Below are 25,533 nucleotides of genomic sequence, written 5' to 3' on the forward strand. Positions count from 1 at the left end.
ATGCTCGACGCCAACCGTGACACGCGCGCCGCCATCCGCCGCAACTACCTCGCCGACGAAGGCGAGGTGCTTCAGAGCCTCGTCCATCAGGCCGGCCTGTCGCCCGAACAACGCGCGCACATCTCCACCCGCGCGACCGGGCTCATCCGCCAGGTCCGCGGCCATGCCGAACCGAAGCTGATGGAAGTCTTCCTCGCCGAATACGGGCTGTCGACCAGCGAGGGCGTCGCGCTGATGTGCCTTGCCGAAGCGCTCCTGCGCGTCCCCGACGCCGATACGATCGACGAACTGATCCGCGACAAGATCGCCCCGCATGACTGGTCGGCCCATTCCGGCGGTTCCGGCTCGATCTTCGTCAACGCCTCGACCTGGGCGCTGATGCTCACCGGCAAGGTGCTGGACGAAGGCGAGGGCGGTATCGAGCGGACGCTGCGCGGCATGGTCCGCCGCGTCGGCGAGCCCGTCATCCGCCGCGCCGTCGCGGCCGCCATGCGCGAGATGGGCGAGAATTTCGTCCTCGGCCGCAACATCACCGAGGCGGTCAAGCGCGGCGCCGGCGAAATCCGCAAGGGCAATCTCTATTCCTACGACATGCTGGGCGAGGCCGCCCGCACCGAGGACGACGCGCTGCGCTATTTGAAGTCCTATGCCGACGCGATCCGGGCACTGGCGAAGGAAGCCCGCTCGGACGACATCCGCAAAAACCCCGGCATTTCGGTCAAGCTCTCCGCGCTCCACCCGCGTTACGAGCGCCCGCAGCGCGCGATCATGCTGCCGGTCATGACCGAACGCCTCCTGTCGCTGGCGCTGGCCGCGAAGGATGCCCGCATGGGCCTCAACGTCGATGCGGAGGAAGCCGACCGGCTCGACCTCTCGCTCGACGTCATGGAGGTCGTGCTCTCCGATCCGCGCCTTGCCGACTGGGACGGGTTCGGCGTCGTCGTCCAGGCATACGGCCTGCGCGCTGCGCCGGTGCTCGACTGGCTGCACGATCTGGCGACCCGGCTCGACCGCCGCATCATGGTCCGCCTCGTCAAGGGCGCCTATTGGGACACGGAGATCAAGCGCGCGCAGGTCATGGGCCTTGCCGGCTATCCCGTCTTCACCCGCAAGCCGAACACGGACGTGTCCTACATCGCATGTGCCGGCAAGCTTATCGGCATGACCGACCGCATCTACCCGCAATTCGCCACCCACAATGCCCACACCGTCGCCGCCATCCTCGAAATGGCGACCGACCGCGACGCCTTCGAGTTCCAGCGCCTCCACGGCATGGGCGACGCACTGCATGAGGCTGTGCGCAAGGCCGAGGGCACGCGCTGCCGCATCTACGCCCCGGTCGGCGCCCATTCCGACCTGCTCGCCTATCTCGTGCGCCGCCTGCTCGAAAACGGCGCCAACTCCTCCTTCGTCCACCAGATCGTCGACGAGAGTGTCCGCCCCGAGGAGATCGCCCGCGATCCGTTCGATGTCGTCGCGCAGCAGGGCGCGGCCCGCAATCCAGCGCTCCCCAACCCATCCGAGATCTTCGGCGCCGGCCGCGTCAACGCCAAGGGCTTCGACATCACCGATCCCGTGACCGAAGACGCCATCGAAGCCGGACGCGCGAAATTCGCCGCGCCGCACCGCTGGAAAGCGGGCGTCACAGGCCAATCGCGCGAAATCGTCAATCCGGCGAATCCCGCTGACATCGTCGGCGAAATTGTCGAGGCCGATGCCGCCATCGTCACCGCCGCCATCGACCGCGCCTCGTCCGCCACTCCTGCATGGGCCGCAACGCCCGTCGGCGACCGCGCCAACATGCTCCGCCGCGCCGCCGATCTTTACGAAGAACACGCCGTCGAGTTCTTCGCGCTGGCCACCCGCGAAGCCGGTAAGTCCGTGCCGGACGGCATCGCCGAAGTCCGCGAGGCTGTCGATTTCCTGCGCTACTATGCGGCGCAAGCTGGCGAAGCGGAAAAGGCGGGCGCGGCGCGCGGCGTCATCGCCTGCATCTCGCCGTGGAACTTCCCGCTGGCGATCTTCACCGGACAGGTCGCAGCCGCGCTCGTCACCGGCAATACGGTCGTCGCCAAGCCCGCCGAGCAGACGCCGCTCATCGCCGCCCGCGCCGTCGAGCTTCTTCACGAAGCCGGTATTCCAGCCGACGTGCTGCAACTCGTCATCGGTGACGGGCCGAATGTCGGCGCGCCGCTGACGGCCGATCCGCGCATCGCCGGCGTCTGCTTCACCGGCTCGACCGAGGTCGCGCGGGTCATCGAACGCCAGCTTGCCGAAACCGCCGCGCCCGATGCCATGCTGATCGCCGAGACAGGCGGCCTCAACGCCATGATCGTCGATTCGACGGCACTCGCCGAACAGGCGGTGCGCGACATCGTCGCTTCCGCCTTCCAGTCCGCCGGCCAGCGCTGCTCGGCGCTGCGGATGCTTTACGTTCAAAAGGACGTCGAGCCGCACATGCTGGCGATGCTCAAGGGCGCGCTCGCCGCCATGCGCATCGGCGATCCGTGGTCGATGGCGACCGATATCGGCCCCGTCATCGACGCCGAGGCGCAGCAGGGTATCGCGGATTATTGCCGTAGGCTCGAAGGCGAGGGCAGCCTGATCGCAAGGCTCGACGCCCCGATGGATGGCCGCTTCGTCGCCCCGCACATCTTCCGCGTGAAGGGCATCGACGAACTGGAGCGCGAAGTCTTCGGCCCGGTCCTCCATGTCGCGACCTTCGAAGCCGACCAGATCGATCAGGTCATTTCCGCCATCAACAGAACGGGTTACGGCCTCACCTTCGGGCTTCACACCCGCATCGACGCGCGCGTCCAGCACGTCATCGACCGCATCGACGCCGGCAACATCTACGTCAACCGCAACCAGATCGGCGCGGTCGTCGGCTCACAGCCCTTCGGCGGCGAGGGCCTGTCCGGCACCGGCCCCAAGGCCGGCGGCCCGAATTATCTGCGCCGTTTCCGAAAAGCCGATACGCGCACCGAAACCGTCGAACCGGGCCCGGAAGTCTCCCTGACCGCGCTACGCGACCATCTACCAGATTTTCGAAAGGGAGACTGGGCAACCCGCACCGACCGCATCGCGGTCCTGCGCAAGCATTTGCGCGGAAAGGGCTCCGATGCCATCTCGGCCGCCGCCTCGCTCGAATACGGCCCGGTCGATCTGCCGGGGCCGACGGGCGAGGGCAATGCGTTGTCGCTCGGGCCTCGCGGCCGCGTGCTGTGCCTCGGTCCTTCGGAAGACGCGCTTCTCGCGCAGGTCGTGCAGGCGCTCGCCGCCGGCAATGCGGTGCTCGCCGTCGCCCCACGCGCCAACGCGATCCTGAAGCCGCTGACGGCCAAGGGCCTGCCACTCGCCGCGCTCGACGGCCATGTCACGCCGCTCGATCTCATCGATCTGGGCGTCGATCTCGTCGCAAGCTCAGCCGATGACGCCACGCTCCGCTCGATCCGGCGGGCACTGGCGCAGAAATCCGGTCCGATCGTGCCCCTCGTCACCGAGATGATCTACCCGGCCGCTTACACCCACGAGCGTTCCGTCTGCGTCGACACCACCGCCGCCGGCGGGAATGCGAGCCTCCTGGCAGCGGCGCAGTAGTCAGGCGTCCTCGGTCGGCATCCCGAATTTGAGCAGATTGCCGTCCGGGTCCCACACGTAGAACTCGGTCATGCCCCAGTCGCGGGCCATGACCGGGCTCACCTTCTCCGCGCCGCGCGCCTTGAAGTCGGCATGAAGCGCCAGCGCATCGCGCCCGCGAATATAGGCCGAGGAGACCGGAGGAAGCTTCTCGTCGTCGGTCCGCCAGAAGTGCAACTCGATCTCGCCGCGCCTGACGATGAGATAGTCTTCGTCCGCATAGTGCTCGCCCGAGAACCCCAGCCGCTCCTCGTAGAAGCTGCGCGTCCGCTGGATGTCCAGCGACGGCAGGACGGGAATCGCGCGGGCGGTCTCCTCCAGCATCCTCATGCGCCTTCGACGATCGAAAACCCCTCGAACTGCGGGTGCCCGATATAGGCCGGCTTGGTCGTGCCGGCATTTTTGTGGGCATCGCGGAAATTCTGCGACTTCGTCCAGGCCAGGAAGTCGTCACGGCTGGCCCAGACGGTGTGCGAGGCGAAGAGCGTATAGCCTTCCTCTTCGTTCACCGGCCCGCGCAGTAGATGGAACTCGCGGAACCCTGCCATTTCAGAAAGCTTCGAATCGCGGTTCTTCCAGATATCCTCGAACTCGGTCTCAGAGCCATTCTTCACCTTGAATCGGTTCATCGCGATATACATCAGACTTGTCCTTTCGCTGTTTCGGCATTGTCCGCATCGCACGCAACCTGCGCCGTGCGGGGTTTGAAATCGATGACGTTGCCGGGTCGGAATGCGCCGGGCAGGGGTGCCGGATTGGGTCCGGCCTGCACGATCTCGCCGCGCCAACCCACGAGATCGGCGATGCGGGTGTCGCTTTCCATCGCCCGCCTGGCCTCCATCAGCGCCCGCAATTCCGGGTGAAGCCCGTCTCCATGCGCCGCCGCCAGGGCGTGAAAGCCGAGAAGCAACATTGCGGCTACCTCGAAAAGACCAGCGGAACGGTGAAGGGCCAGGAGTTGCGCCCCGCCGCCGCGGGAATGGCCGGGAAGGGCGCCGCGCGCTGGACGGTTGCGATCGCCGCCTGGTCGAGCACCGGCGAGCCGGAACTGCGGGCGATGCTGATGCCGCCCACGCCGCCGCCGGCATTGACGGTGAACCGCACATGCACCTCGCCGCGAATGCCCTGCCGCTGCGCCTCGCGCGGATAGCGCAGCGAACGGCGAAGCCGGCTCGCGACCTGTCCGGGATAGTTCGAAACGGCCGCATTGCCGGCGGCATTCGCCTGCGCGGCCTGGCCCGACGAGGTTCCGCCCGTCGATGCCGTCGTCCCCTCCGTCGTGCCGCGGCGCGCGTCGGCCTGGTTCTGTCCGCCTGAACCCTGGCGCGGAGCCTGCCGGGCAGCCTGCTGCTGGCGCGGCTGTTCCGTGCGCTGCGGCGGGGGCGGCGGCGTATAGGCCGGACGCGGCGTCGGAATTGGTACGTCGACCAGCGCCAGTTCGTCCTCGGGCAGCGGTTCGAGCGTTTCCGGCTCGACGGCGGCCACGCTGTCCTGCTCCTCGGCCAGCGCGGCCTCCGGCTCGACGGCCTCGGCCTGTTCGGCCTCTTCCTCTTCGCGCTGTGCCGGCAGAACGGGAACGGCGGTGGCGTCCTCCACGGGTTCGGCTTTGATCGCCTCCACCTCGGGCGCGGGCGCCTCTTCGATCGGCGGCACCTGCGCTGCTTCGGTCGGCGGTGTCTCGGCCACCTGCGGCTGCACCGCCGCCATGTCCTGTGCCGTCTCGACCGGCTCGACCGTTTCGGTTTCGCTCGGCGTCAGGGTTTCCGAGACGTCGCCCGCCGCAACCTGATCCTCGAAGGCATTGCCGATCACGGCAAGTTCGGTCGGTTCGCCGCCGGCGATCTTGATCTCCTCGTTGGGCGACAGGAAAAGCCCCACCGCACCGGCGTGGATTGCGGCGGAGATGGCGAAGGCGGCCGTCCATTTGAACAGGCGCGATCTCATGGAACTGCCCGCTCGGTGATCACGCGGATGGTGCCGGCACCGGCGGCGCGCAGTTCCGCAACGACGTCGATGAGCTTGTCGGCGGCCAGGTTGCGGTCGGCCGCAAGCTTTATCTCCACCGCATCTGCGGCCGACTGGCGCTCGCTCTCGCGGGCCACGTAGTCGGCCGCGCTCATTTCGACGCCGCGGCTGCGCATCGTGCCTTCGGCCGTCACGAAAAGCGCGTCCGGCGGTTCGGACCCGTCCGCATCGGCCGTGGAGATGAACGAGACCTCCGGGTCGATCGGCGGCGTGAGCGATCCGGCGATCAGGAAGAAGATCAGCATCAGGAAGACGATGTTGATCAGCGCGATCGTGCTTTCTCCCTTTCGGGTGGGGCGTGGCCTTGCAAGCTTCATCGTTCTACCTGGCTACCGAAAGCGTGAGTTCCGTTTCGCGCCGGATGCGCTCGACCGCGCCGACCAGCATCTGCGAGGTCACATCCGCGCCGCGCACGAGCACGACGGCGCTTTCCGCACCCGCCTCGTGCAGGCGGGCAAGTTCGGGCATCGCGTCGTTCTCGGTGAATGTCGCGCCGTTCACCTGCCAGCCCTCGGCGGAAAGCCGGATCAGCACGTCCGGCCGTTCCGCCGCGCTTGCCGTCGCCGCCCGTCCGCCGGTGATCTCGACTTCCGCGAACCGCGTGAAGGTCGAGGACAGCATGAAGAACAGAAGCAGCAGGAAGATGACGTCGATCAGCGAGGTCAGCGACAAGGGCCGCCGTCGCTTGACCGCCTGTTCAATGCGCATGGCTCCGCTCCGCCGTGAAATCTGCGCGAACGGGCTGCGTCGTGCCGATCTCGCGCTGCGAAAGCAGCGAGGTGGTCATCGTCTCGATCGCCACGCGCTCGTTTTCGAGCCGCGTCTCGAACCATGTCAGGACCAGCGACACCGGCATTGCGACCGCAAGGCCGACCGCCGTGGTAAGCAGCGCCACCCAGATGCCGCCCGCGAGCAGCGAGGGGTCGACGGCGTTGCCCGCGCCCTGGAGCGCCTGAAACGCTTCGATCATGCCGAGCACCGTGCCGAACAGGCCGAGCAGGGGCGCGATCTGCGCGATGGCGTCGAGCGCGCGGAATCCTTTTTGCAATTCGTGGAGCCGACCGAGCGCGATGCGCCCGACCTCGTCTTCGATCACCGCCTTGGAGGTGGTGCGATTGGCCGACAGCCGCATCGCGGTCGAAAGCGCCGAGCCGAGCGCCGAGCGGTCCTCGTCGAGAAGATGACGCGCATCGCCGTATCCGCCATGGAACCAGGCGTGCAGCGCCTTCTTGGCGCGGCCGTGCCGGCCGACCCCTTCGCGCCAGAACTGCCAGAACTTCAGGACGATGATGGCGACCGCGAAGACGGACAGGACGAGCAGGATGGCGACGACCGCGCCGCCCAGCTCCAGAAACCAGCGGATTGTCTCGACCATCTGAGGTCAGCTCCCGAATTCGACCGACGACGATTTGGTCGCGGTCTTGAGATTGCGAATGCAGGCGTCCGGCGCGATGCCGTCGCCGGCGCAGTCCGTCGCATCGTTGATGAGCACGCGGCCGAGCTGGTCGCAGGGCGTGCCCTTGAAGTCGAACTGGCGCACCTTGGTCTTGTCGGCCGGCAGGTCTTGGAAGTCGACGACCGTCATCCGGTCGACCAGGCCCTCGGCATTGAACAGGACGAGCTCGAACGCCGCGCGGCTGACATCGGCGCCAAGGCCGTTCTCCACGACGAAGGTCAGCCGGCATCCGCCCTCGGAGGGCTGCAAGGCGTTGAGTTCGAGCGAGAGCGCAGGCGCGGTCGCCTCCTGCGCTGCCGCCGGCCCCCAGGCGAGCGCAACGGCGGCGATGCCGAGCGATGCACGCTTCCAGGTCGATGTCATGAATGTCTCCGAATAGGTGTTGACCAGATGGATGGACGAGCCGGGGCGACGCCGGTGGAGGCCAGGCGAATGCACGTCGCCCCGGTCTCCATCAGCCGCCCCACCGCACCGTTGCGCCGACCTTGACCGACAGGCCCGGTTCGAAAACCGTCGTCGTCGTCGAGGCGTTGAGCGGATTTGCGTATTTCACATCGAACAGGTTGTCGACGCGAAAGTCGAGCCTGACGTTCTCGCTCGCCTGGTAGTTGGCGAACAGGTTCACCAGCGTGTAGTCATCGGCAAAGCTTGCGCCGCTGGGCGGGACGTTGTGCTGCACTTCGCCGCCGAAGGTCAGCCGGCCTTCATAGGCGCGCATTCCAAGCTGCGCCGTCACCTGGCTCGAGGGGATGGTGACGAGGTCGGCGCGCACGCCGTTCTGTTCGGTGAAGCCGTCGATGATCGATGCCGAAAGCCCGCCGAAGAAACGTCCCTGGTCGTAGAGCGCCTCGAACTCGAAGCCGCGGATCTCGGCGGACGCGAAGTTCTGGTACTGGAAGCAGATCGGGATGCGCGAAGCGCCCGGCGTGAACCGACACCCTGATCCCGGCACGAAGGGCGACAGGTTCACGCCGCCGATATAGTCCTGGACATCGTTGTGGAAATAGGCGGCCTTGATGCGCAGGCTGTCATTGCCGTTGAAGATGCCGTCGCGGCTGTAGTTGATGCCGGCTTCCCAGGTCTTCGCCGTTTCCGGGCGCAGGTTGGGGTTGGGCAGGAACGGGAACACCACGCCATTTGGATGCAGGCCGCTGATCAGCGTTTCGGTGACGCTGGGCGAGCGGTAGCCTTCCGCATAGGTGCCGTAGAATTGCAGCCCCGCGAGCGCTTCGCTGTCGAAGGGCGTGACGCCCACCGTCAGGCGCGGCGACAGCCGGTCGCCCGAGCTTTGCGCATTCGTGCCGTCGAGGCTGTAGCTGTCGTAGCGCAGCCCGCCGATGACCTCGAGCCAGTCATAGGTCAGCTTGTTCTGGACATATGCGCCGCCGACGCGCCGTTTGCCGGAGGGGGTGAAGACGTCCGCTCCGCCCGAAGGGCTCGTGGTCACGACATCGTCCTGCAACCAGTCGCCGCCATAGGTCAGTTCATGGTCGACGAGGCCGGTCGAAAAGCGCGACGTGTTCCAGATGTCTACCCCGAGCGTATCGAGGTCGTAATTGGTCTGCGCGCCGGCCGGAATGATGATTGGCGCGCCATTGACCGATGAGAACTGCTGGGAGGGCGCGAGGAAGGTTTGGTCGAGCGCGACGCCGTTGAACGACCCGTTGATGTTGAGGTCGAGCCAGGTCTGGTCCGGATCGGTCACGTTGTAGCGCGCGGTGAAGGTGTTCTGGCGCACGTCGATGTCGGAAAGCCCGCCGCGCTCGGTCCAGCCATTGTCGGCGCCCGACCAGCCCAGCTTGAGCGTGGAGAACTCGGTCGGCCTTATGGTCGACTTCAAAAGTCCACTCAGGACATCGAAGCCGGAACCCGACACCCGGTCGCCGCCGCCATCCTTGAAGTCGCCGAAGTCGCGCCAGACGATGTTGCCGACAACGTCGACGGCATCGTTGATGCGATAGGCGCCGACCGCGCTGGTCGTCCAGCCTTTGCCGTTGCTTTCGTAGCGGCCGGTGGCCGACACGGCGTAGGTTTCATCATCGCGCAGGAAATCTTCCGCGTCCTTCGTCTCGAAGAACACGACGCCGCCGATCGCACCCGATCCGTATGTATTGGCGACGGGACCGCGGATCACGTCGACCTGCTGGATCAGTTCGGGATCGAGAAAGAAGAGGCTCTGGGTTCCGTGGCCGGAGCGCTGGAAGTTCTGTCGTGCGCCATCGACGATAACGGAGACGCGGCCGAAATCCTGCAATCCGCGCACATTGATGCTGGAGGTCGCGCGCTTGGCGTCGGACTGAGCGGTGATGCCCGGCACGCCGAAGAACAGCCCGCCGGGGCTGGACGCCTGGCGGCGCTCGATCTGCTCGCGATCGACCCGGCTCACCGAGGCCAACTGGTCGATCGGGCTTTCGCCCGTCCGGCTGACGATGGTGATCTGGTCGAGCACGGTCACGCGTGCGAGCGCTTCCGACAGATCGGTTTCCTCCTGTGCCACGGCGGGCGAACCCGCCAAAAGCGCCGCGCTGGCGAGCAGAATGGCCCGCCGTGTTCGTCTTGTCGGGCTTGCGCCCCGTGCCCCTGTGCCCGTCATCACCCTGCTCCTGATTCAAAGATCTGGTTGGCTGCTGGCTGGCGCTGAGGCTTGCTGGCGTGTTGGAAAGCGGATGGTCATTACCTGACCAATTCACTCCGGTATTGCGCTTCCCTATAAAACCTGATTATCACTGTCAAGAAATCGAATTCGAGAATTGTGATGTCGCCCAGCCAGCCTTCAGCAAGCCCGGCGCGAATAGGGGTGTGACACGGTGAATATGAGCAATTCACAGGACGCGTTTGCTGAGCGTTGGAAGACGGATTGGAAGCCCGAGCATGACCGCGCCGAGCCGCGTCATGTGCAAAGCCGCGATCTTTTCGCCGGCCGCACGGAAATCTGCATCGAACATGAAGGTTCGGTCTATCGCCTCAAGATCACCCGCCAGGGCAAGCTGATCCTCAACAAATAGGTGTTCCATGAATTTCGTTGCGAAGCCGTCGCCGGGGGAAATCCGTCAGGCGCGCGCCGACAATCCGAAGATGCGCGAGCGCGACCTCGCCGCGCAGCTTGCCGTTTCCGAAGCCGAACTCGTCGCCGCTCATGTGGGCGAGGGCGCGACGGTGATCGAACCGCGCGTGAACGACCTTCTCGCCGGGCTGGAGGCCGTGGGCGAGGTGATGGCGCTGACGCGAAACGAAAGCGCCGTCCACGAGAAGATCGGCATCTACGACAATGTCCACCCCGGACCCCATGCGGCGATGGTTCTGGGCGGCGAGATCGATCTGCGAATCTTCCCGAAGGCTTGGGCGTATGGTTTTGCCGTGGAAAAGCGCGACGGCGACGATATCCGCCGCAGTCTGCAATTCTTCGACAAGGCGGGCGATGCGGTCCACAAGATCCATCTGCGCCCATCCTCCAATCTTTATGCCTTCCACAAACTCGTCGCTTCCCTTGCATCGGATGCGCAGGCGCAGGAACTGGAGATCGAGCCGGCCGCCCCGGTCGAACTGGTGCCTGCGAGCGCGGATGGCAACGCCGTGCGCGACCGCTGGGCGGCAATGACCGACCCGCACGAATTCGTCGGCCTGTTGCGCTCGCTCAAGCTGTCACGCCGCGAGGCGGTCGGTCTCGTGGGCGACGATTTCGCCTGGCAGCTTGACGCAAGCGCGCTGCACGCCATGTTCAATCATGCCGTCGAGCAGGCGTTTCCGATCATGTGTTTCGTGGGAAATCGCGGCTGCATCCAGATCCACTCGGGACCGATCATGAACGTCAAGCCGATGGGGCCGTGGATCAACGTCATGGACCCGACCTTCCACCTCCATCTGCGCGCCGACCACGTCGCCGAACTCTGGGGCGTGCGCAAGCCGACGAAGGAAGGCCACGTCACATCGATCGAAGCCTATGACGCCAGGGGCGAACTGATCATCCAGTTCTTCGGCAAACGCAAGGAAGGCGAGGACGAGCGTTCGGACTGGCGCCTGATAGCGGAAAACCTGCCGCGCACCCCGCGTTCGAGCGCGGCCTGAACGGGGCGATTGCATGAAGACCATCATTCTTGGCCTGATATCGACGCTGGCGCTCTCGGCCGCGGTGGCCGCGCAGGACGGCCCGCAACGCATCGTCGCCATCGGCGGCTCACTGACCGAGATCGTCTATGCGCTCGGCGAGGAAGACCGGCTGATCGCCCGCGACACGACCAGCGTCTTTCCCGGCGAGGCGCTGGCGCTTCCCGACGTGGGCTACATGCGCGCGCTTTCGCCGGAAGGCGTGCTGTCGGTCGATCCCGACCTGATCCTGACGCTCGATGGCGCGGGTCCGCCCGAGGCGATGGAGGTGATCCGCTCGGCGAGCGTGCCGGTCGTCACCGTCCCCGAAAGCTTCGATCGTGAAGGTGTCCTCGCCAAGGTCGAGGCGGTCGGCAAAGCCCTCGGCGTCGAAAAGGAAGCGGCCGAACTCGCAATGCGTATCGACGCCGATCTCCAGACGGCGGAGGATGCCGTCGCGGACATCGACGACCCCGCCCGCGTGCTCTTCATCCTGTCGATGGAGGGCGGGCGTGTGATGGCGTCCGGCACCGGCACCGCTGCCGACGGCATGATCCGGCTCGCCGGCGGCGAAAACGCGATCACCGACTATCCCGGCTACAAGCAGTTGACCGACGAGGCGATCATCACCGCCGCGCCGGACGTGATCCTGATGATGAACCGCGGCGGCAATCTCGACCCGACGCCCGTGGATCTCTCCACGCAGCCGGCATTGGCGGCAACGCCTGCCGCGGAAGCGGGCCGCGTCATCCGCATGGACGGCGCGTTCCTGCTCGGCTTCGGCCCGCGCACGGCCGATGCGGCGAAGGATCTGGCCGCCGCGCTTTACGACGACGCGCCGGCCGACTGAGATGAGCGTGATGGAAGAGGCGACGCCGGCCACCGGTCGACGGGCAAGGCCGGCGGGCGACCGTTCGGGCATCGCGCGGCTGACGATCCTCGGCCTTGCCGGCGCGCTCGTTCTCGTTGCGCTGTTCAGCCTGACGGCCGGCGCATCGGACGCTTCCGTTGTCGATCTCATCCGCGCCTCGCTCTCCGGCGACGTCGAGATTTCGGCCCGCGACCGGGTCATCGTTTACGACATCCGCCTGCCGCGCGTCGCGCTGGGAATCCTCATCGGCGCGGCGCTGGCCGTGTCCGGCGCGGTCATGCAGGGCCTGTTCCGCAATCCGCTTGCCGATCCGGGCCTCGTCGGCGTGTCCGCAGGCGCCGGTCTCGGCGCGATTTCGATCATCGTTCTGGGCGGCACGACGCTCGGTCCGGTCGTCGCTCTCTTCGGCATCTACGCCCTGCCGTTCGCGGCCTTTCTCGGCGGCCTTGGAACGACGATGCTTCTCTACAAGGTCGCCACGCGGCGCGGCCAGACCTCGGTCGCCACCATGCTTCTCGCCGGCATCGCGCTCGGCGCCATGGCAGGCGCATTCTCCGGCGTCCTCGTCTATCTGGCCGACGACAACCAGTTGCGCGACCTGACCTTCTGGGGGCTCGGCTCGCTCGCCGGCGCGACATGGACCAAGATCGCCGCCGCCGGCCCCATCATCGTCCTCGCGCTCGTCGCATCGCCGTTCCTCGCGCGCGGGCTGAATGCGCTGGCACTGGGCGAGGGGGCCGCGCACCATCTGGGCGTGCCCGTCCAGCGCCTGAAGAACATCGCGATCGTCAAGGTTGCCGCCGCGACGGGCGCATCGGTCGCCGTATCCGGCGGAATCGGCTTCGTCGGCATCGTCGTGCCGCACCTCCTGCGGCTGTCGATCGGCCCCGACCACCGCTATCTCCTGCCGGCATCCGCGCTTCTCGGCGCAAGCCTCCTGCTTCTGGCCGACGCCGTCTCGCGAACCATCGTCGCGCCGGCCGAACTGCCGATCGGCATCGTCACGGCCGCCGTCGGCGCACCGTTCTTCCTCTGGATATTGCTGCGCCGGCGCGGCGTGCTGGACCTGTGAGGTTGCGATGATCGAAACCCGCAACGTCAAGGTCTCGCTCGGCGGTCGGCCGATCCTGCATGGCATCGACTTCACCGCGCGCGCCGGAGAAATCACCGCCATCGTCGGGCCGAACGGATCGGGAAAGTCGACCTTTCTCAAAGCCTTGTCCGGCGACCTCGATTCGACGGGCGAGATCCGCTTCGATGGCCGTGACCTGGCCTCGATGAAGCCGTGGCAGGCCGCCGGCCTTCGCGCCGTGCTGCCGCAGGCGACCAGCCTGTCCTTTCCCTTCACGGTGCGCGAGATCGTTCGGCTCGGCCTGATGGGCGGACGCTCCGGCGTCGCCGGCCGCGATCTGGAATCGCTGCCAGACCGCGCCCTTTCGGCCGTCGATCTCGCCGGTTTCGCCGGCCGGCACTATCAGGAACTCTCCGGCGGCGAACAGCAACGGGTGCAACTCGCCCGCGTCCTCTGCCAGGTCTGGGAACCGGTGCTCGACGGTCGGCCGCGCTTCCTCTTCCTCGACGAGCCCGTTTCGAGCCTCGACATCAAGCACCAGCTCGTCATCATGGATGTGGCGCGCGACTACGCGCGTGGCGGCGGCGGAATCATCGCCGTGCTGCACGATCTCAACCTGACGGCGATGTATGCGGACCGGATGATGATGCTGCATGAGGGCAGGGTGGCGGCCTTCGGCGCTCCGGCCGATCTTCTGACCGACGATCTGATCGAAAACGTATTCGACTGCCGCCTGCGCGTCGGTGTGGCGCCTTCGGGCCGCACGCCCTTCGTCCTGCCGCAGTCGATCGAAGTCTAGTTTGCGACGACCGCGCGCGGCAGTTCCACATCGATGCCGAGCAGCGAACGCATGTTCGGGCGCGCCTTGACGAGGTCTTCGATCGTATAGCTTTCGAGCACCTCGAAGAATGCGCCGAGCGCCTTGCGCAATGCTTCGTTCAGCGCGCAGGCGTCGACCAGCGGGCACTCGGTCGCGTCCTTTTCGAAACATTCGGCCATGGCGAAATTGTCTTCCGTCACGCGCACGATGTCGAACAGCGTAATCTGCGATGCCGCGCGTCCCAGCCGCACGCCGCCATTGCGGCCACGAACGGTCTCGACCAGATTGTGCTCGACCAGCGGCTGCAAGATCTTGAACAGGAAAAGCTCGGAGACGCCATAGGCGCTCGCGATCTCGGGAATGCGGCTCAGCCGTCCGGGATTTGCGGCGCAATACATCAGGATGCGCACTGCGTAATTCGTCTGGCGGGTCAGCCGCATGGCATACCTTTCACGATTCCGACGATCGGCATTGATATGGTCTATTCCTTAGAACGGTTCCAGACAAGCTTTCATTGAAAAAAACATGAGCGTTATTATCATCTTTTCATCCGCATGGCAGCCATGCGAGTGCGGTTTCAGCTTGAAAATCATGTTGCGACGCACAATATCCGGCTTGTCGAGTTGCTTCGACTTCAGGGGAGGAGCCCTTGAGGAGAGCGACGATATGAGTAGCTTTGGAATCGTGACTGAAATTCCCCTTGGCGTCATCCGCCAGCTTCGCCCGTCGGACCTGCCGAGGTTCCGCGAACACCTCCTTCGCCTCGATCTGGAAAGCCGCCGTGACCGCTTCAACGGTCCGTCGAACGACGCTTTCGTCGCCGCCTATGCCGAGCGCGCCTTTCGTGCCGGCACGACGGTGATCGGCTATGTCGAGAATGACGTGGTTCTGGGCGCCGCCGAACTGCACGAGATCGATGGCGAGGGCGAGCCGACCGGCGAGATCGCGTTCTCGGTGGAAAAGGTTCTCCAGCACCGCGGCATCGGCAGCAAGCTGTTCCAGCGGCTGATCTGGCACGCGCACGCGCTGGGTTACACGCAGCTGCGCGTCACCACCCATCCGCAGAATCAGGCGATGAAGAAACTGGCCTCGAAATTCAATGCGCGTCTGCGCTTCGAGGGTGGAGAGACGGTCGGGATGATCGAGCTTGAACCCCAGGTGGAAATTCTGTCTCCACAGGTGATGCCTCAACCCGGCTTTCTCGCCGCCTGACTGAGGACATGCAAAAGGCCCGGATCGACCGGGCCTTTTGTCTCGTCAATAGGCAGGTTCAGGCGGCCTTCTTGACCTGATCCTGAACCACCTTGGCGTTGTCGGCCATCAGCGTCTTCGCCTGGTCGGCGCCGGTGCGGATGCGCTCCATGTTGGCGGCAGTCGCCTCGCGCACGTAGTCGGCCTGGATCGAAAGGGCTTCACCGACCGAATTGGCGTCGGCAAGCTTCTCGACCGTGGCAAAGTAATGCTGCGTATTGGCGAGCGTCGCGTCGAGCATCGAGCGCGTCACCGTCTCGTAGCTGCCGGCAAACGGTCCGAAAACGGACTTGGTCTGGTCGGCGAGCGACTTGGCCTGGCGGTGCAGGTCTTCGGCGCGCTGCGAGGCGGTCGCGGCCTGCGTGCGGAAGAAGTCGCGCGCGGCTTCGGGAACATGCATCTTGGCGCCGACATCGTCGAAAGCGCGGGTGAAACCGTCGAAATAGGAAGCGGCGGTCTGCTGGGTCTTGGTCTTGGTCATTTGAATCTCCATTCTCGTTTGGGAGCCATGGTCGGGGCCTCGCCCGTTATGGCTCGAGGCTGGATGCGTATATAGGGATGATTTTGTGCAATGCAATATAAAATGCGCGTGCAATGCAAAATAACCTGAATCGGGATATCGCTCGCGCTGAGATCGCGAGGTTGAGCGACGACGACAAGGCGCGGGCTCTGCGGCGCACCAAGGCTGTCGCGACATCCGCGCTGGTCATGTGCGTCGCGGTCTTCCTCGCCGCCCGTGCATTTCAGGCCGACTATCCGGGCCTCGTCTATGTCGCCGCCTTTGCCGAGGCCGCCGCGATTGGCGGCATTGCCGACTGGTATGCGGTGGTGGCCCTGTTCCGCCGTCCTCTCGGCCTGCCGATTCCGCACACGGCGATCATTCCGGACAACAAGGGCCGTATCGCCGACAATCTCGGCCGCTTCATCGAGACGAACTTCCTCACCGAAAAGGCCGTTCGGTCCAAACTCCAGGAGGTCGACTTCGCCCGCCTCGTCGCCGATTGGCTGGGCGAGCGCCGCCATGCGGACGACCTCGCCGGCTTCGTCACGCGCATGACGCCGCAGGCGCTCGCCGCGCTCGAGAACTCGAACCTGCGCGGTTTTCTCGGCAAACGCGTCGTCGAGCGCCTCGAGGAGATCGACATCGCGCCCGTCGCGGCCGAACTTCTCTCCGCCGTCACCGCCGAGCGCCGCCATCAGCGGCTTTTCGATGGCCTCATCCACGTCCTCGGAGGCATCCTCAACGACGAAAAAACGCTGGGCGTCATGCGCGAGCGTATCCGCGCCGAACTGCCGACGCTTGCCAACATCTTCCGCGCTGACGCCTACCTTCTGAGCAAGATCGTCACCTCGGCCGGCCGCCTGATGGAGGAAGCCGGCAGCGACCCCGATCACCCGCTCCGGCAGGAGTTCGACGCCTTCGCGCTGCGCTTCATCGAGGATCTGAAGTCCGACCCGGCCTATGTCGCCCGCGCCGAGCGGATCAAGGCGAACCTTCTCGCCCGCCCCGAACTCGCCACGCTCGCCGACGAGATCTGGAAGAACCTTGCCGCCTTCCTGCGCGAGGATGCAGAGAGCGACACTTCCATCATCCGCACACATCTCGCCTCGATGTTTGTCGAGATCGGCCGCCGTCTTGCCGACGACCCGGACATCCGCGCCGACATGAATGCCGGCTTCGTCGTCGCGCTTTCCTCCTTCGTCGAGAAACAGAAATCCGGCGTCGCGGTCTTCATCGCCGAACAGGTCAAGGCATGGGACATCGCGCAGACCACGCGCCTCATCGAACTCAACATCGGCCGCGACCTGCAATATATCCGCTTCAACGGCATGATCATCGGCGGCCTCGCCGGGCTCGCCCTTCATGTCGGCGAGGGCCTGATCTTCGGCTGATGCGCGGCATTGACAGGGCCGCGCCCTTGGCCTAGAGAGCACCCAACGCCGCGCCGCAATGCGCGGTGTTTCATTTGACGTGTCCCGTGGGCATCTTCATCGCATTGCGTGAGATGTCCTGTCAGGCTCCGAAAACGGAGGCCAGAGGAGGGCGCGTTTCCTTCGCCCGGTGCGCGAGCATCCGGGTGCAATTGTTTGAAAGGGAATGCGATGAGCAAGCGCCAATCCGCAAAGTACAAGCTCGACCGCCGTTTGGGCGAAAACATCTGGGGCCGTCCGAAGTCCCCGGTCAACAAGCGCGAATACGGCCCCGGCCAGCACGGCCAGCGCCGCAAGGGCAAGCTGTCCGACTTCGGCCTGCAACTCCGTGCCAAGCAGAAGCTCAAGGGCCATTACGGCGACATCTCCGAGAAGCAGTTCCGCAAGACCTACGAGGAAGCCGACCGTCGCAAGGGCGATACGCCGGACAATCTGATCGGCCTGCTCGAGTCGCGCCTGGACGCGATCGTCTACCGTGCCAAGTTCGCGCCGACGATCTTCGCCGCCCGCCAGTTCGTCAACCACGGCCACGTCAACGTCAACGGCCGCCGCACCAACATCGGCTCCTTCCGCTGCCGTCCGGGCGACGTGATCGAAGTGCGCGAGAAGTCGAAGCAGCTCGTCGTCGTCCTTGAATCGGTCCAACTCGCCGAGCGTGACATTCCGGACTATCTGGAAGTCGATCACTCGAAGATGGTCGCGACCTACAACCGCGTTCCGGGCCTGGCCGACGTTCCGTTCGCCGTCCAGATGGAACCGAACCTGGTCGTCGAGTTCTACTCGCGCTGATCGGTTTCGATCATCGAATCTAGATGGGCCGCGTTTCGACGCGGCCTTTATTTTTGGCTCCCGCTTTGGTCTAACGCGACGATGACGCTCCACCAGCCCGAAGACGACGACGCGCGGACCATTCCGCCCTTGATGGCGGATGCGCCGCGTTCGGTCGAGTTCAACAAGCTGCGCAAGCGCCTTTTGCGTTCCACGCGCCAGGCGCTCGACGATTTCGCCATGGTCAGGCCGGGCGAAAAATGGCTGGTCGCGCTGTCCGGCGGCAAGGATTCCTACGGCCTTCTGGCGATCCTGCTCGATCTTCAGTGGCGCGGCCTGCTTCCCGTCGAACTCCTTGCCTGCAATCTGGACCAGGGCCAGCCGAATTTCCCGAAACACATCCTGCCGGACTACCTGTCACGGCACGGCATCGCCCACCGCATCGAATATCGCGACACTTATTCGATCGTCACGGAAAAGGTGCCGGAAAACGCGACCTACTGCGCGCTCTGCTCGCGCCTTCGCCGCGGCAATCTCTACCGCATTGCGCGGGAGGAGGGGTGTTCGGCGCTCGTCCTCGGCCATCATCGCGAGGACATTCTGGAAACGTTCTTCCTGAACCTCTTCCACGGCGCCCGCCTCGCCGCCATGCCGCCCAAGCTCCTGAACGACGACGGCGACCTGATGGTCCTGCGCCCGCTCGCCTATTGCGCCGAAGCGGACCTCGCCAGATTCGCCGAAGCCATGCGCTTTCCGATCATTCCGTGCGATCTGTGCGGCAGCCAGGCTGGCCTTCAGCGAAACGCCATGAAGGAAATGATCGCCGAGATGGAGCGCCGGATGCCCGGCCGCAAGGAAGCGATGATCCGTGCGCTGGCCAATGTGCGCCCGTCCCATCTCCTCGACACGAAGCTCTTCGATTTCCAGGCGCTCTGAAAATCAGTGGCGCCGCACCGGCGCCTCATGCTGTGCTTGCAAGAGCTTGCCCCGCTCCGCCAGCAACACCATTCCCAGCGCGCCGAGACCGGCGAAGAAATACCCTGCCGCCAGCGGCGTCACCGTGCCGTCGAATGCCTGCCCGATCATCGCGCCGAGAATGCCGCCGCCCACCGTTTGCAGGAATCCCTGCACGGACGAGGCCGTGCCGGCGACGTGGCCGAGCGGCTCCATGGCGAGCGAATTGAAGTTCGATCCGATCCACGAAAACTGCATCATCGCGAGCGCGAACAAAACCGTGAACGCCCAGAGCGGGACGGTGCCGGTCAGCGACCATAAGAAGCTGATCGTGGTTACGCCGATGAAGCCGATCAGCGCGCCATGGGCGAGCTTTCGCATTCCGAACCGGCCGACGAGACGCGAGTTCAGATAGGACGAAACGGCCATCAGTCCGGCCACGATGGCGAACAGAACCGGGAACCACGCGCCGACGCCATAGATGCCGATATAGACCTGCTGCGCGGAATTGATGAAACCGAACAGCGCGCCGAAGATGCAGGTGAAGGCCGCCGTGTAGCAGATCGACACCCGGTTGGTCAGCACGATGCGAAACCCATCGGCGATCACGCGCACGGTGAACGGGCGGCGATGTTCCGGCTTCAGCGTCTCGGGCAGGCGCATCGACGTCCAGACCAGCACGCAGGCCGAAGTCGTTCCCATGAACAGAAAGATCATGGGCCAGTCGCCGAACAGCATGACGACTTGCCCGACGCCCGGCGCGATGACCGGTACGACCATGAACACCATGAAGACGAGCGACATGACCTCGGCCATGGCCCGCCCACCGAAGATGTCGCGGACGAGCGAGATCGCGATGACGCGCGTCGCCGCCGCCCCGAGGCCCTGCACGAAGCGCATGAGAAGCAGCGTCTCGAAGGAGGGTGCGAAGGCGCAGGCAAAGGCTGCGCCGACATAGATGAACAGTCCGACGATCAGCGGCGCGCGCCGGCCGAACCGGTCGGAGAGCGGACCGAAAAGCAATTGCGCGAAGCCGAACCCGGTCACATAGGCGGTGATGACGAACTGCCGGCGGTTCTCGTCGCTCTCGCCAAGGCTGGCACCGATTTCCTGGAGGCCCGGCAGCATGATGTCGATCGCCAGCGCATTGAGCGCCATCAGCGCGGCGGCAAGCGCGATCAGCTCGTTGCGGCCGAGCGGAAAACTCGTCGGCAGCGCGACATGGGAACGAGGCTGGTCCATGCGGATTGATCCAGTGATGCCGCCCAGACGAAAATGCGCCGGGCGGGGCCGGCGCATCGTCGGGGCTTGATTTTGCTTGCGGCGGGGAGGCCGCGGAAATTGCTTCAGGCGGCACCCTTGGCGGAAACGCCCTTTTCGCCCAGGAAGGTCTGAAGTTCGCCTGCCTGAAACATCTCGCGGATGATGTCGCAGCCGCCGACGAATTCGCCCTTCACGTAGAGCTGGGGGATCGTCGGCCAATTGGAATATTCCTTGATTCCCTGGCGCAATTCGTCCGAGGTCAGGATGTTGACGCCCTTGTAGTCGACGCCGAGATAATCGAGAATCTGCACCACCTGGCCCGAGAAGCCACATTGCGGAAAGCCCGGCGTTCCCTTCATGAACAGAACGACGTCGTTGCTCTTCACTTCGCTGTCGATGAACTGGCTGATCGCGGTCATGTCTTCAATCCTTGGCGGGCGAGCCGCCGATAATTCGTTTGCACCCGATATAGGCGATGGAAACCGGCCTGTCGAGTTTGCCTACTCCGGCACGCTAGTCTGCAACGCCAGCGCGTGCAGCACCCCGCCCATGTTTCCCTGCAATGCGTTGTAGACCATCTGGTGCTGCTGCACCCGGCTCTTGCCGCGAAAGCTCTCCGCCACGACTTCGGCGGCATAGTGATCGCCGTCGCCGGCCAGGTCGCGGATCGTCACTTTCGCATCGGGAATCGCTTCCTTGATCATGCGTTCGATGTCGTGCGCGTCCATTGCCATTGCTGCCTGCCTTCAGTCCATGAAACCCGGGAACCATGCTTCGTGACGAGACGAAAGGTCCTTCACGGATATGGCACGCGTGCCGGGCAGTTTCAATTCGGTGCCGCCCGTCTCGCCGATCCAGGCGACGACCAGCCCGCGCGCCGCCCCTTCGTCGATGACCTCGCGCAAAAGCTGCTTGTCGGCCCGCGGCACTGTCATCAGATAGCGGCCCTGGTCTTCGCCGAAGAGGACCGGTGCCGGATCGGTCGGCATGGGCAGGCTGATCGCCGCCCCGATGCCGGAGGCCATTGCCATCTCGGCGACCGCCACGGCAAGGCCGCCGTCGGAAAGGTCGTGGCAGGCGGTGATGCGGCCGTCATGGATGGCATCGCGCACGAATTCGCCGGCCTTGCGCTCATGGACGAGATCGACCGGCGGCGGCGGTCCGTCGCGACGCCCGTGCAGATCGCGCATATAGGCGGACTGCGCCAGATGGGTGCCCCACATGTTTGATTTGCAGACGAGCAGGATCGCATCGCCCTCGGCGGCAAAACCGATGCGCGCCATTTTCGACCAGTCGTCGATGAGCCCGACGCCGCCTATGGTCGGGGTCGGCATGATCGCCTTGCCGTTGGTCTCGTTGTAGAGCGACACGTTGCCCGAGACGATCGGGAAGTCGAGCGCGCGGCAGGCTTCGCCGATGCCTTTGATGGCTCCGACAAGCTGGCCCATGATTTCCGGGCGCTCCGGGTTGCCGAAATTCAGATTGTCCGTCGCCGCCAGCGGCAGCGCGCCGGTCGCGCAAAGGTTTCGCCAGCATTCGGCAACCGCCTGCTTGCCGCCTTCGAACGGATCGGCCTCGACATAGCGCGGCGTCACGTCCGACGAGAAAGCGAGCGCCTTGGTCTCATGCCCCTCGACGCGCACCACACCGGCGTCGCCGCCCGGCCGTTGCAGCGAGTTGCCTTGGATCAGCGTGTCGTATTGCTCCCAGACCCAGCGCCGCGACGAAAGATTCGGCGAACTGATCAGCTTCAGCAGCGCATCCGCCGGGTCGATCGCGGGCAGGACGGAAAAGTCGGGCAGGGCGGCCTTCGGGCTTTCCACCCACGGCCGGTCATATTCCGGCGCCTGGTCGCCCAGTTCCTTGATCGGCAGATTGGCGACTTCCTCGCCCTGATGGATGACGCGAAAACGCAGATCGTCCGTCGTCTTGCCGACGATGGCGAAGTCGAGCCCCCATTTGCGGAAGATCGCCTCAGCCTCTTTTTCCTTTTCGGGGCGCAGCACCATGAGCATCCGCTCCTGGCTTTCCGAAAGCATCATCTCGTAAGCCGACATGCGCTCCTCGCGCACCGGAACGGCATCGAGGTCGAGTTCGATGCCAAGATCGCCCTTGGCGCCCATCTCGACGGCCGAGCAGGTCAGCCCCGCCGCGCCCATGTCCTGGATCGCGATGACCGCGCCCGTCTTCATCAGTTCGAGACAGGCTTCGAGCAGGCACTTTTCGGTGAACGGATCGCCGACCTGCACGGTCGGGCGCTTTTCCTCGATGTCGTCGTCGAACTCGGCCGAGGCCATCGTCGCGCCGCCGACGCCGTCGCGTCCTGTCTTGGCGCCGAGATAGACCACCGGCAGGCCGACGCCCTTGGCCTGCGACAGGAAGATCTTGTCGGTGTCGGCAAGCCCGGCCGCAAATGCGTTGACGAGGCAGTTGCCGTTGTAGCTGGCGTCGAACTCGACCTCGCCGCCCACCGTCGGCACGCCGAAGGAATTGCCGTAGCCGCCGACGCCCGCGACCACGCCCGCCACGAGATGCTTCGTCTTCGGATGATCCGGCACGCCGAAGCGCAGCGCGTTCATCGCCGCCACCGGCCGCGCGCCCATGGTGAAGACGTCCCGCAAGATACCGCCGACGCCCGTCGCCGCGCCCTGATAGGGCTCGATATAGGAGGGGTGGTTGTGGCTCTCCATCTTGAAGACCACGGCCTGCCCGTCGCCGATATCGACCACGCCGGCATTCTCCCCCGGCCCCTGGATGACCCTCGGACCCGAGGTCGGCAGCGTCTTGAGCCACTTCTTGGAGGACTTGTACGAGCAGTGCTCGTTCCACATCGCCGAGAAGATGCCGAGTTCGGTGAAGCTCGGCTCGCGCCCGATCAGGTCGAGAATGCGCTGGTATTCGTCCGGCTTGAGGCCGTGCGAAGCGACCAGTTCGTCGGTGATCGGGATCGTGTTCGAAAGGGTCACGCGGATCAGTCTCCGTCAGGCTGGGCGGGAGCAGGTGGTGCCGCCCGACGCCCAGCGGGTGACGTCGGACGAAATGCGGGTCGCCTCAACGCCGCCATCCATCAGCGGTCCGAAGGCATTGAGACGGGCCGGGCTTCCGGACGCCTCGACGACGAGCTTCGGCAGGCCGCCGATATTGCCCTGCGGCACGGCGAGAATGCGCGGCTTTCCCGAATGCGAAGTCAGTTCGGGCGACATGATCAGCCCCGCGAATCGCGGATCGCCAGCCCGGAACCAGCAACGCTGCGCGGCGACCGCGACGCGCTCCATGGTCGAGAGCGCCGAGGCGTCGCCCGGTTGCGATGCGACTTCCGGTTCAGGTGCCGAACTGCGGCAGCCGGCCAGTGCGAGCGCGATCCCCAGCGCGACGAGCCGAGCCTTCACGCTGCACGCCCGAGCGCAGCCTCGAACAGCGCGCGCCCGTCGCTGCCGCCATGCGCGTCCTCGATCAGGTTTTCGGGATGCGGCATCATGCCGAGCACGTTGCCTGCGCCGTTGACGATGCCGGCTATGTCGTTGAGCGAGCCGTTCGGATTGGTGCCCTCGGCATAGCGGAACGCGACCTGGCCTTCGCCTTCGATGCGCGCCAGCGTCGCCTCGTCGGCGAAATAATTGCCGTCATGATGCGCGATCGGGCAGCGGATCAACTGGCCTTGCGCATAGCGATCGGTAAACCGCGTCCCGGCATTGGCGACTTCGAGCTTCACTTCGCGGCAGACGAACTTCAGCGAGGCGTTGCGCATCAGCGCGCCGGGCAGGAGACCGGCCTCGAGCAGGATCTGAAAGCCGTTGCAGACCCCCATCACCGTGACGCCCTTCGTGGCCTTCTCGGCCACGGCCCGCATCACCGGCATCCGCGCGGCGATCGCGCCGCAGCGCAGATAGTCGCCATAGGAAAAGCCGCCGGGAATGACGATCAGGTCGACGTCGGGAATTTCGGTGTCGGTCTGCCAGACCGTGACCGGCGCCTTGCCGCCGATCTTGGTCAGCGCCGCGATCATGTCACGGTCGCGATTGAGGCCGGGGAGGAGGATGACGGCTGATTTCATTTCGGCTCGTAGGGCGCGTGGGGTTCGGCGAATTCGCGAAGCTCAAGACGATGCTCTATGCGCTCGAGGCGCTGATCTATTCGCGCGTTCACCGAATAGATGTTGTTGATGTCGGTCTGGGTGCTCAATGCCTGAGGCCTCACCGCGACGATCTCGTGCTTGATCTCGCCGAGGGAGTTCTCAAGCTTGTCCATGCGATGATGGATCTTCTTGAGAAGTTCATACATCAGCTCATTCGAGGATTCGGACATCCGTGCCTCCGCACAACCTCAGGTTATGCTGACAGTGTAGTTCTCAATCACCGTGTTCGCCAGAAGCTTGTCGCACATGGCTTTCAGGTCGGCTTCGGCCTTGGCGCGGTCGGCGCTTTCGAGCTCGATGTCGAACACCTTGCCCTGCCGCACATGGCCGACGCCATTAAAGCCGAGCGTGCCGAGCGCGCCTTCGATGGCCTTGCCCTGCGGGTCCAGAACGCCGTTCTTCAGCGTGACGGTCACGCGCGCCTTGATCACTGCCAACTCCTGAAAATTAGTGCGGCTTGCCCTTGCCGTTGCCCGACGTGACGAGCACCGGGCCGGACGGGCGGGGCGGCTCGTTCTCGTTCATGATGCCGAGGCGGCGGGCGACTTCCTGATAGGCTTCGACGAGGCCGCCCATGTCGCGGCGGAAACGGTCCTTGTCGAGCTTGTCCTGCGTCGCCACATCCCACAGCCGGCACGAATCCGGCGAGATCTCGTCGGCGACGACGATGCGCATCATGTCGCCCTCGTAGAGGCGGCCGCATTCGATCTTGAAGTCGACGAGCTGGATGCCGACGCCAAGGAAGAGACCGGAGAGAAAGTCGTTGACGCGGATGGCGAGCGCCATGATGTCGTCGAGTTCCTGCGGCGCGGCCCAGCCGAAGGCGGTGACGTGCTCTTCGGAGACCATCGGGTCGTCGAGCGCGTCGGCCTTGTAGTAGAATTCGATGATCGAGCGCGGCAGGACGGTGCCTTCCTCGATGCCGAGGCGCTTGGCGAGCGAGCCGGCGGCGACGTTGCGCACCACGACTTCGAGCGGGATGATCTCGACTTCCTTGATCAACTGCTCGCGCATGTTCAGGCGGCGGATGAAATGGGTCGGAATGCCCATCCGGTTGAGATGGGTGAAGATGTGCTCGGAGATGCGGTTGTTGAGCACGCCCTTGCCGTCGACCACTTCATGCTTCTTCTTGTTGAAGGCGGTGGCGTCGTCCTTGAAGAACTGGATCAGCGTGCCGGGCTCGGGGCCTTCATAGAGAATCTTGGCCTTGCCTTCGTAGATGCGGCGGCGACGGTTCATGGCGGTCTCTGGTCTCGGTGGCCGG

The 25,533-nt window shown here is 65.1% G+C and carries 30 protein-coding genes; 10 read left to right on the top strand and 20 right to left on the bottom strand.

The genetic code is table 11. The features are described 5' to 3' along the window. Window positions 1–3,600 (top strand): bifunctional proline dehydrogenase/L-glutamate gamma-semialdehyde dehydrogenase PutA, encoded by a 3,600-nt coding sequence (putA, locus tag PZ895_RS08315; protein ID WP_275838553.1) that lies wholly within the window; start codon window positions 1–3, stop codon window positions 3,598–3,600. Here putA and PZ895_RS08320 read toward each other — a convergent pair whose 3' ends face one another. The 9 genes from PZ895_RS08320 to PZ895_RS08360 all read right to left on the bottom strand — a co-directional run bounded on the left by PZ895_RS08320 (window position 3,601) and on the right by PZ895_RS08360 (window position 9,713). Beyond that, window positions 3,601–3,963: a VOC family protein gene (locus PZ895_RS08320; protein WP_275838554.1), complete on the bottom strand. Its 363-nt coding sequence runs from the start codon at window positions 3,961–3,963 to the stop codon at window positions 3,601–3,603. A gap of 2 nt (window positions 3,964–3,965) precedes the next feature. Continuing rightward, entirely contained in the window at window positions 3,966–4,280 is a 315-nt protein-coding gene (locus PZ895_RS08325; protein WP_275838555.1) for an antibiotic biosynthesis monooxygenase, read from the bottom strand. After that, window positions 4,280–4,552 (bottom strand): hypothetical protein, encoded by a 273-nt coding sequence (locus tag PZ895_RS08330; protein WP_275838556.1) that lies wholly within the window; start codon window positions 4,550–4,552, stop codon window positions 4,280–4,282. The genes PZ895_RS08325 and PZ895_RS08330 overlap by 1 nt, the downstream gene beginning before the upstream one ends. Before the next feature lie 5 nt (window positions 4,553–4,557). Beyond that, entirely contained in the window at window positions 4,558–5,583 is a 1,026-nt protein-coding gene (locus PZ895_RS08335; protein WP_275838557.1) for a TonB family protein, read from the bottom strand. Beyond that, window positions 5,580–5,981, bottom strand: a complete 402-nt coding sequence (locus PZ895_RS08340) for a biopolymer transporter ExbD (protein ID WP_275838558.1) — start codon at window positions 5,979–5,981, stop codon at window positions 5,580–5,582. The genes PZ895_RS08335 and PZ895_RS08340 overlap by 4 nt, the downstream gene beginning before the upstream one ends. Before the next feature lie 4 nt (window positions 5,982–5,985). Then, the gene (locus PZ895_RS08345; RefSeq protein WP_275838559.1) at window positions 5,986–6,372 is read right to left on the bottom strand and encodes a biopolymer transporter ExbD; all 387 of its coding nucleotides are present in this window, start codon (window positions 6,370–6,372) and stop codon (window positions 5,986–5,988) included. Further along, a complete protein-coding gene (locus tag PZ895_RS08350; RefSeq protein ID WP_275838560.1) occupies window positions 6,362–7,039 on the bottom strand; it encodes a MotA/TolQ/ExbB proton channel family protein in 678 nt (225 codons plus the stop codon). Before PZ895_RS08350 ends, PZ895_RS08345 begins: the two co-directional genes overlap by 11 nt. A gap of 6 nt (window positions 7,040–7,045) precedes the next feature. Continuing rightward, window positions 7,046–7,483, bottom strand: coding sequence for a hypothetical protein (locus PZ895_RS08355; protein WP_275838561.1), 438 nt, complete (start codon window positions 7,481–7,483; stop codon window positions 7,046–7,048). Window positions 7,484–7,574: 91 nt separating this feature from the next. Beyond that, complete coding sequence (locus tag PZ895_RS08360; RefSeq protein WP_275838562.1) at window positions 7,575–9,713, bottom strand: TonB-dependent hemoglobin/transferrin/lactoferrin family receptor; 2,139 nt, start codon at window positions 9,711–9,713, stop codon at window positions 7,575–7,577. 220 nt (window positions 9,714–9,933) lie between these two features. Between PZ895_RS08360 and PZ895_RS08365 the strand changes: the two genes are divergently transcribed. From PZ895_RS08365 to PZ895_RS08385, 5 genes are read left to right on the top strand one after another with little or no spacing between them, the layout of a single operon-like run. Beyond that, the gene (locus PZ895_RS08365) at window positions 9,934–10,125 is read left to right on the top strand and encodes a hemin uptake protein HemP (protein WP_275838563.1); all 192 of its coding nucleotides are present in this window, start codon (window positions 9,934–9,936) and stop codon (window positions 10,123–10,125) included. Window positions 10,126–10,132: 7 nt separating this feature from the next. Beyond that, on the top strand, window positions 10,133–11,185 hold the full coding sequence (locus PZ895_RS08370; protein ID WP_275838564.1) for a ChuX/HutX family heme-like substrate-binding protein: 1,053 nt from the start codon (window positions 10,133–10,135) through the stop codon (window positions 11,183–11,185). A 13-nt stretch (window positions 11,186–11,198) separates the two neighbouring features. Further along, window positions 11,199–12,053 carry an ABC transporter substrate-binding protein gene (locus PZ895_RS08375; protein WP_275838565.1) on the top strand — a complete coding sequence of 285 codons (855 nt, stop codon included), beginning with the start codon at window positions 11,199–11,201 and terminating at the stop codon, window positions 12,051–12,053. A gap of 1 nt (window position 12,054) precedes the next feature. After that, window positions 12,055–13,146 carry an iron ABC transporter permease gene (locus PZ895_RS08380; protein WP_275838566.1) on the top strand — a complete coding sequence of 364 codons (1,092 nt, stop codon included), beginning with the start codon at window positions 12,055–12,057 and terminating at the stop codon, window positions 13,144–13,146. Between the two features lie 7 nt (window positions 13,147–13,153). Continuing rightward, a complete protein-coding gene (locus PZ895_RS08385; protein WP_275838567.1) occupies window positions 13,154–13,945 on the top strand; it encodes a heme ABC transporter ATP-binding protein in 792 nt (263 codons plus the stop codon). Here PZ895_RS08385 and rirA read toward each other — a convergent pair. Further along, window positions 13,942–14,406: an iron-responsive transcriptional regulator RirA gene (gene rirA / locus PZ895_RS08390; protein WP_275838568.1), complete on the bottom strand. Its 465-nt coding sequence runs from the start codon at window positions 14,404–14,406 to the stop codon at window positions 13,942–13,944. The two genes, PZ895_RS08385 and rirA, sit on opposite strands and share 4 nt — an antisense overlap. Window positions 14,407–14,632: 226 nt before the next feature. Here rirA and PZ895_RS08395 point away from each other — a divergent pair, with 226 nt between their 5' ends. Beyond that, window positions 14,633–15,178 carry a GNAT family N-acetyltransferase gene (locus PZ895_RS08395; protein ID WP_275838569.1) on the top strand — a complete coding sequence of 182 codons (546 nt, stop codon included), beginning with the start codon at window positions 14,633–14,635 and terminating at the stop codon, window positions 15,176–15,178. 58 nt (window positions 15,179–15,236) lie between these two features. Here the strand turns inward: PZ895_RS08395 and PZ895_RS08400 are convergent, their stop codons facing one another. Then, window positions 15,237–15,698 (bottom strand): phasin family protein, encoded by a 462-nt coding sequence (locus tag PZ895_RS08400; RefSeq protein WP_275838570.1) that lies wholly within the window; start codon window positions 15,696–15,698, stop codon window positions 15,237–15,239. A 161-nt stretch (window positions 15,699–15,859) separates the two neighbouring features. Here PZ895_RS08400 and PZ895_RS08405 point away from each other — a divergent pair, with 161 nt between their 5' ends. The 3 genes from PZ895_RS08405 to ttcA all read left to right on the top strand — a co-directional run bounded on the left by PZ895_RS08405 (window position 15,860) and on the right by ttcA (window position 18,853). Then, on the top strand, window positions 15,860–17,110 hold the full coding sequence (locus tag PZ895_RS08405; RefSeq protein ID WP_275838571.1) for a DUF445 family protein: 1,251 nt from the start codon (window positions 15,860–15,862) through the stop codon (window positions 17,108–17,110). Window positions 17,111–17,320: 210 nt separating this feature from the next. Continuing rightward, window positions 17,321–17,938, top strand: a complete 618-nt coding sequence (gene rpsD, locus PZ895_RS08410; RefSeq protein ID WP_275838572.1) for a 30S ribosomal protein S4 — start codon at window positions 17,321–17,323, stop codon at window positions 17,936–17,938. A gap of 81 nt (window positions 17,939–18,019) precedes the next feature. Continuing rightward, the gene (ttcA, locus tag PZ895_RS08415) at window positions 18,020–18,853 is read left to right on the top strand and encodes a tRNA 2-thiocytidine(32) synthetase TtcA (RefSeq protein ID WP_275838573.1); all 834 of its coding nucleotides are present in this window, start codon (window positions 18,020–18,022) and stop codon (window positions 18,851–18,853) included. Between the two features lie 3 nt (window positions 18,854–18,856). Here ttcA and PZ895_RS08420 read toward each other — a convergent pair whose 3' ends face one another. The 9 genes from PZ895_RS08420 to purC form a co-directional block, all read right to left on the bottom strand. Then, window positions 18,857–20,113 (bottom strand): multidrug effflux MFS transporter, encoded by a 1,257-nt coding sequence (locus PZ895_RS08420; protein WP_275838574.1) that lies wholly within the window; start codon window positions 20,111–20,113, stop codon window positions 18,857–18,859. A 104-nt stretch (window positions 20,114–20,217) separates the two neighbouring features. Then, window positions 20,218–20,553: a Grx4 family monothiol glutaredoxin gene (grxD, locus tag PZ895_RS08425; RefSeq protein ID WP_275838575.1), complete on the bottom strand. Its 336-nt coding sequence runs from the start codon at window positions 20,551–20,553 to the stop codon at window positions 20,218–20,220. Window positions 20,554–20,634: 81 nt separating this feature from the next. Beyond that, entirely contained in the window at window positions 20,635–20,868 is a 234-nt protein-coding gene (locus PZ895_RS08430; RefSeq protein ID WP_275838576.1) for a BolA family transcriptional regulator, read from the bottom strand. Between the two features lie 12 nt (window positions 20,869–20,880). Beyond that, on the bottom strand, window positions 20,881–23,100 hold the full coding sequence (gene purL, locus PZ895_RS08435) for a phosphoribosylformylglycinamidine synthase subunit PurL (protein ID WP_275838577.1): 2,220 nt from the start codon (window positions 23,098–23,100) through the stop codon (window positions 20,881–20,883). A 15-nt stretch (window positions 23,101–23,115) separates the two neighbouring features. Next, window positions 23,116–23,523, bottom strand: coding sequence for a hypothetical protein (locus PZ895_RS08440; protein WP_275838578.1), 408 nt, complete (start codon window positions 23,521–23,523; stop codon window positions 23,116–23,118). Next, window positions 23,520–24,188 carry a phosphoribosylformylglycinamidine synthase subunit PurQ gene (purQ, locus tag PZ895_RS08445; protein ID WP_275838579.1) on the bottom strand — a complete coding sequence of 223 codons (669 nt, stop codon included), beginning with the start codon at window positions 24,186–24,188 and terminating at the stop codon, window positions 23,520–23,522. Before purQ ends, PZ895_RS08440 begins: the two co-directional genes overlap by 4 nt. After that, on the bottom strand, window positions 24,185–24,439 hold the full coding sequence (locus PZ895_RS08450; protein ID WP_275838580.1) for a hypothetical protein: 255 nt from the start codon (window positions 24,437–24,439) through the stop codon (window positions 24,185–24,187). The genes purQ and PZ895_RS08450 overlap by 4 nt, the downstream gene beginning before the upstream one ends. Window positions 24,440–24,457: 18 nt before the next feature. Then, window positions 24,458–24,700, bottom strand: coding sequence for a phosphoribosylformylglycinamidine synthase subunit PurS (gene purS, locus PZ895_RS08455; protein WP_275838581.1), 243 nt, complete (start codon window positions 24,698–24,700; stop codon window positions 24,458–24,460). A gap of 16 nt (window positions 24,701–24,716) precedes the next feature. After that, the gene (gene purC, locus PZ895_RS08460; protein ID WP_275838582.1) at window positions 24,717–25,508 is read right to left on the bottom strand and encodes a phosphoribosylaminoimidazolesuccinocarboxamide synthase; all 792 of its coding nucleotides are present in this window, start codon (window positions 25,506–25,508) and stop codon (window positions 24,717–24,719) included. Window positions 25,509–25,533 lie beyond the last annotated feature (25 nt).

The sequence above is a fragment of the Mesorhizobium sp. YIM 152430 genome, from assembly GCF_029210365.1.
GTDB lineage: Bacteria > Pseudomonadota > Alphaproteobacteria > Rhizobiales > Rhizobiaceae > Aliihoeflea.

What these genes read in the sequence shown, in the direction of transcription:
- putA (WP_275838553.1), top strand. Translation starts at nt 1, where the DNA reads ATGCTCGACGCCAACCGTGACACGCGCGCCGCCATCCGCCGCAACTAC.
- PZ895_RS08320 (WP_275838554.1), bottom strand. Translation starts at nt 3,963, where the DNA reads ATGCTGGAGGAGACCGCCCGCGCGATTCCCGTCCTGCCGTCGCTGGAC.
- PZ895_RS08325 (WP_275838555.1), bottom strand. Translation starts at nt 4,280, where the DNA reads ATGTATATCGCGATGAACCGATTCAAGGTGAAGAATGGCTCTGAGACC.
- PZ895_RS08330 (WP_275838556.1), bottom strand. Translation starts at nt 4,552, where the DNA reads ATGTTGCTTCTCGGCTTTCACGCCCTGGCGGCGGCGCATGGAGACGGG.
- PZ895_RS08335 (WP_275838557.1), bottom strand. Translation starts at nt 5,583, where the DNA reads ATGAGATCGCGCCTGTTCAAATGGACGGCCGCCTTCGCCATCTCCGCC.
- PZ895_RS08340 (WP_275838558.1), bottom strand. Translation starts at nt 5,981, where the DNA reads ATGAAGCTTGCAAGGCCACGCCCCACCCGAAAGGGAGAAAGCACGATC.
- PZ895_RS08345 (WP_275838559.1), bottom strand. Translation starts at nt 6,372, where the DNA reads ATGCGCATTGAACAGGCGGTCAAGCGACGGCGGCCCTTGTCGCTGACC.
- PZ895_RS08350 (WP_275838560.1), bottom strand. Translation starts at nt 7,039, where the DNA reads ATGGTCGAGACAATCCGCTGGTTTCTGGAGCTGGGCGGCGCGGTCGTC.
- PZ895_RS08355 (WP_275838561.1), bottom strand. Translation starts at nt 7,483, where the DNA reads ATGACATCGACCTGGAAGCGTGCATCGCTCGGCATCGCCGCCGTTGCG.
- PZ895_RS08360 (WP_275838562.1), bottom strand. Translation starts at nt 9,713, where the DNA reads ATGACGGGCACAGGGGCACGGGGCGCAAGCCCGACAAGACGAACACGG.
- PZ895_RS08365 (WP_275838563.1), top strand. Translation starts at nt 9,934, where the DNA reads ATGAGCAATTCACAGGACGCGTTTGCTGAGCGTTGGAAGACGGATTGG.
- PZ895_RS08370 (WP_275838564.1), top strand. Translation starts at nt 10,133, where the DNA reads ATGAATTTCGTTGCGAAGCCGTCGCCGGGGGAAATCCGTCAGGCGCGC.
- PZ895_RS08375 (WP_275838565.1), top strand. Translation starts at nt 11,199, where the DNA reads ATGAAGACCATCATTCTTGGCCTGATATCGACGCTGGCGCTCTCGGCC.
- PZ895_RS08380 (WP_275838566.1), top strand. Translation starts at nt 12,055, where the DNA reads ATGAGCGTGATGGAAGAGGCGACGCCGGCCACCGGTCGACGGGCAAGG.
- PZ895_RS08385 (WP_275838567.1), top strand. Translation starts at nt 13,154, where the DNA reads ATGATCGAAACCCGCAACGTCAAGGTCTCGCTCGGCGGTCGGCCGATC.
- rirA (WP_275838568.1), bottom strand. Translation starts at nt 14,406, where the DNA reads ATGCGGCTGACCCGCCAGACGAATTACGCAGTGCGCATCCTGATGTAT.
- PZ895_RS08395 (WP_275838569.1), top strand. Translation starts at nt 14,633, where the DNA reads ATGAGTAGCTTTGGAATCGTGACTGAAATTCCCCTTGGCGTCATCCGC.
- PZ895_RS08400 (WP_275838570.1), bottom strand. Translation starts at nt 15,698, where the DNA reads ATGACCAAGACCAAGACCCAGCAGACCGCCGCTTCCTATTTCGACGGT.
- rpsD (WP_275838572.1), top strand. Translation starts at nt 17,321, where the DNA reads ATGAGCAAGCGCCAATCCGCAAAGTACAAGCTCGACCGCCGTTTGGGC.
- ttcA (WP_275838573.1), top strand. Translation starts at nt 18,020, where the DNA reads ATGACGCTCCACCAGCCCGAAGACGACGACGCGCGGACCATTCCGCCC.
- PZ895_RS08420 (WP_275838574.1), bottom strand. Translation starts at nt 20,113, where the DNA reads ATGGACCAGCCTCGTTCCCATGTCGCGCTGCCGACGAGTTTTCCGCTC.
- grxD (WP_275838575.1), bottom strand. Translation starts at nt 20,553, where the DNA reads ATGACCGCGATCAGCCAGTTCATCGACAGCGAAGTGAAGAGCAACGAC.
- PZ895_RS08430 (WP_275838576.1), bottom strand. Translation starts at nt 20,868, where the DNA reads ATGGCAATGGACGCGCACGACATCGAACGCATGATCAAGGAAGCGATT.
- purQ (WP_275838579.1), bottom strand. Translation starts at nt 24,188, where the DNA reads ATGAAATCAGCCGTCATCCTCCTCCCCGGCCTCAATCGCGACCGTGAC.
- PZ895_RS08450 (WP_275838580.1), bottom strand. Translation starts at nt 24,439, where the DNA reads ATGTCCGAATCCTCGAATGAGCTGATGTATGAACTTCTCAAGAAGATC.
- purC (WP_275838582.1), bottom strand. Translation starts at nt 25,508, where the DNA reads ATGAACCGTCGCCGCCGCATCTACGAAGGCAAGGCCAAGATTCTCTAT.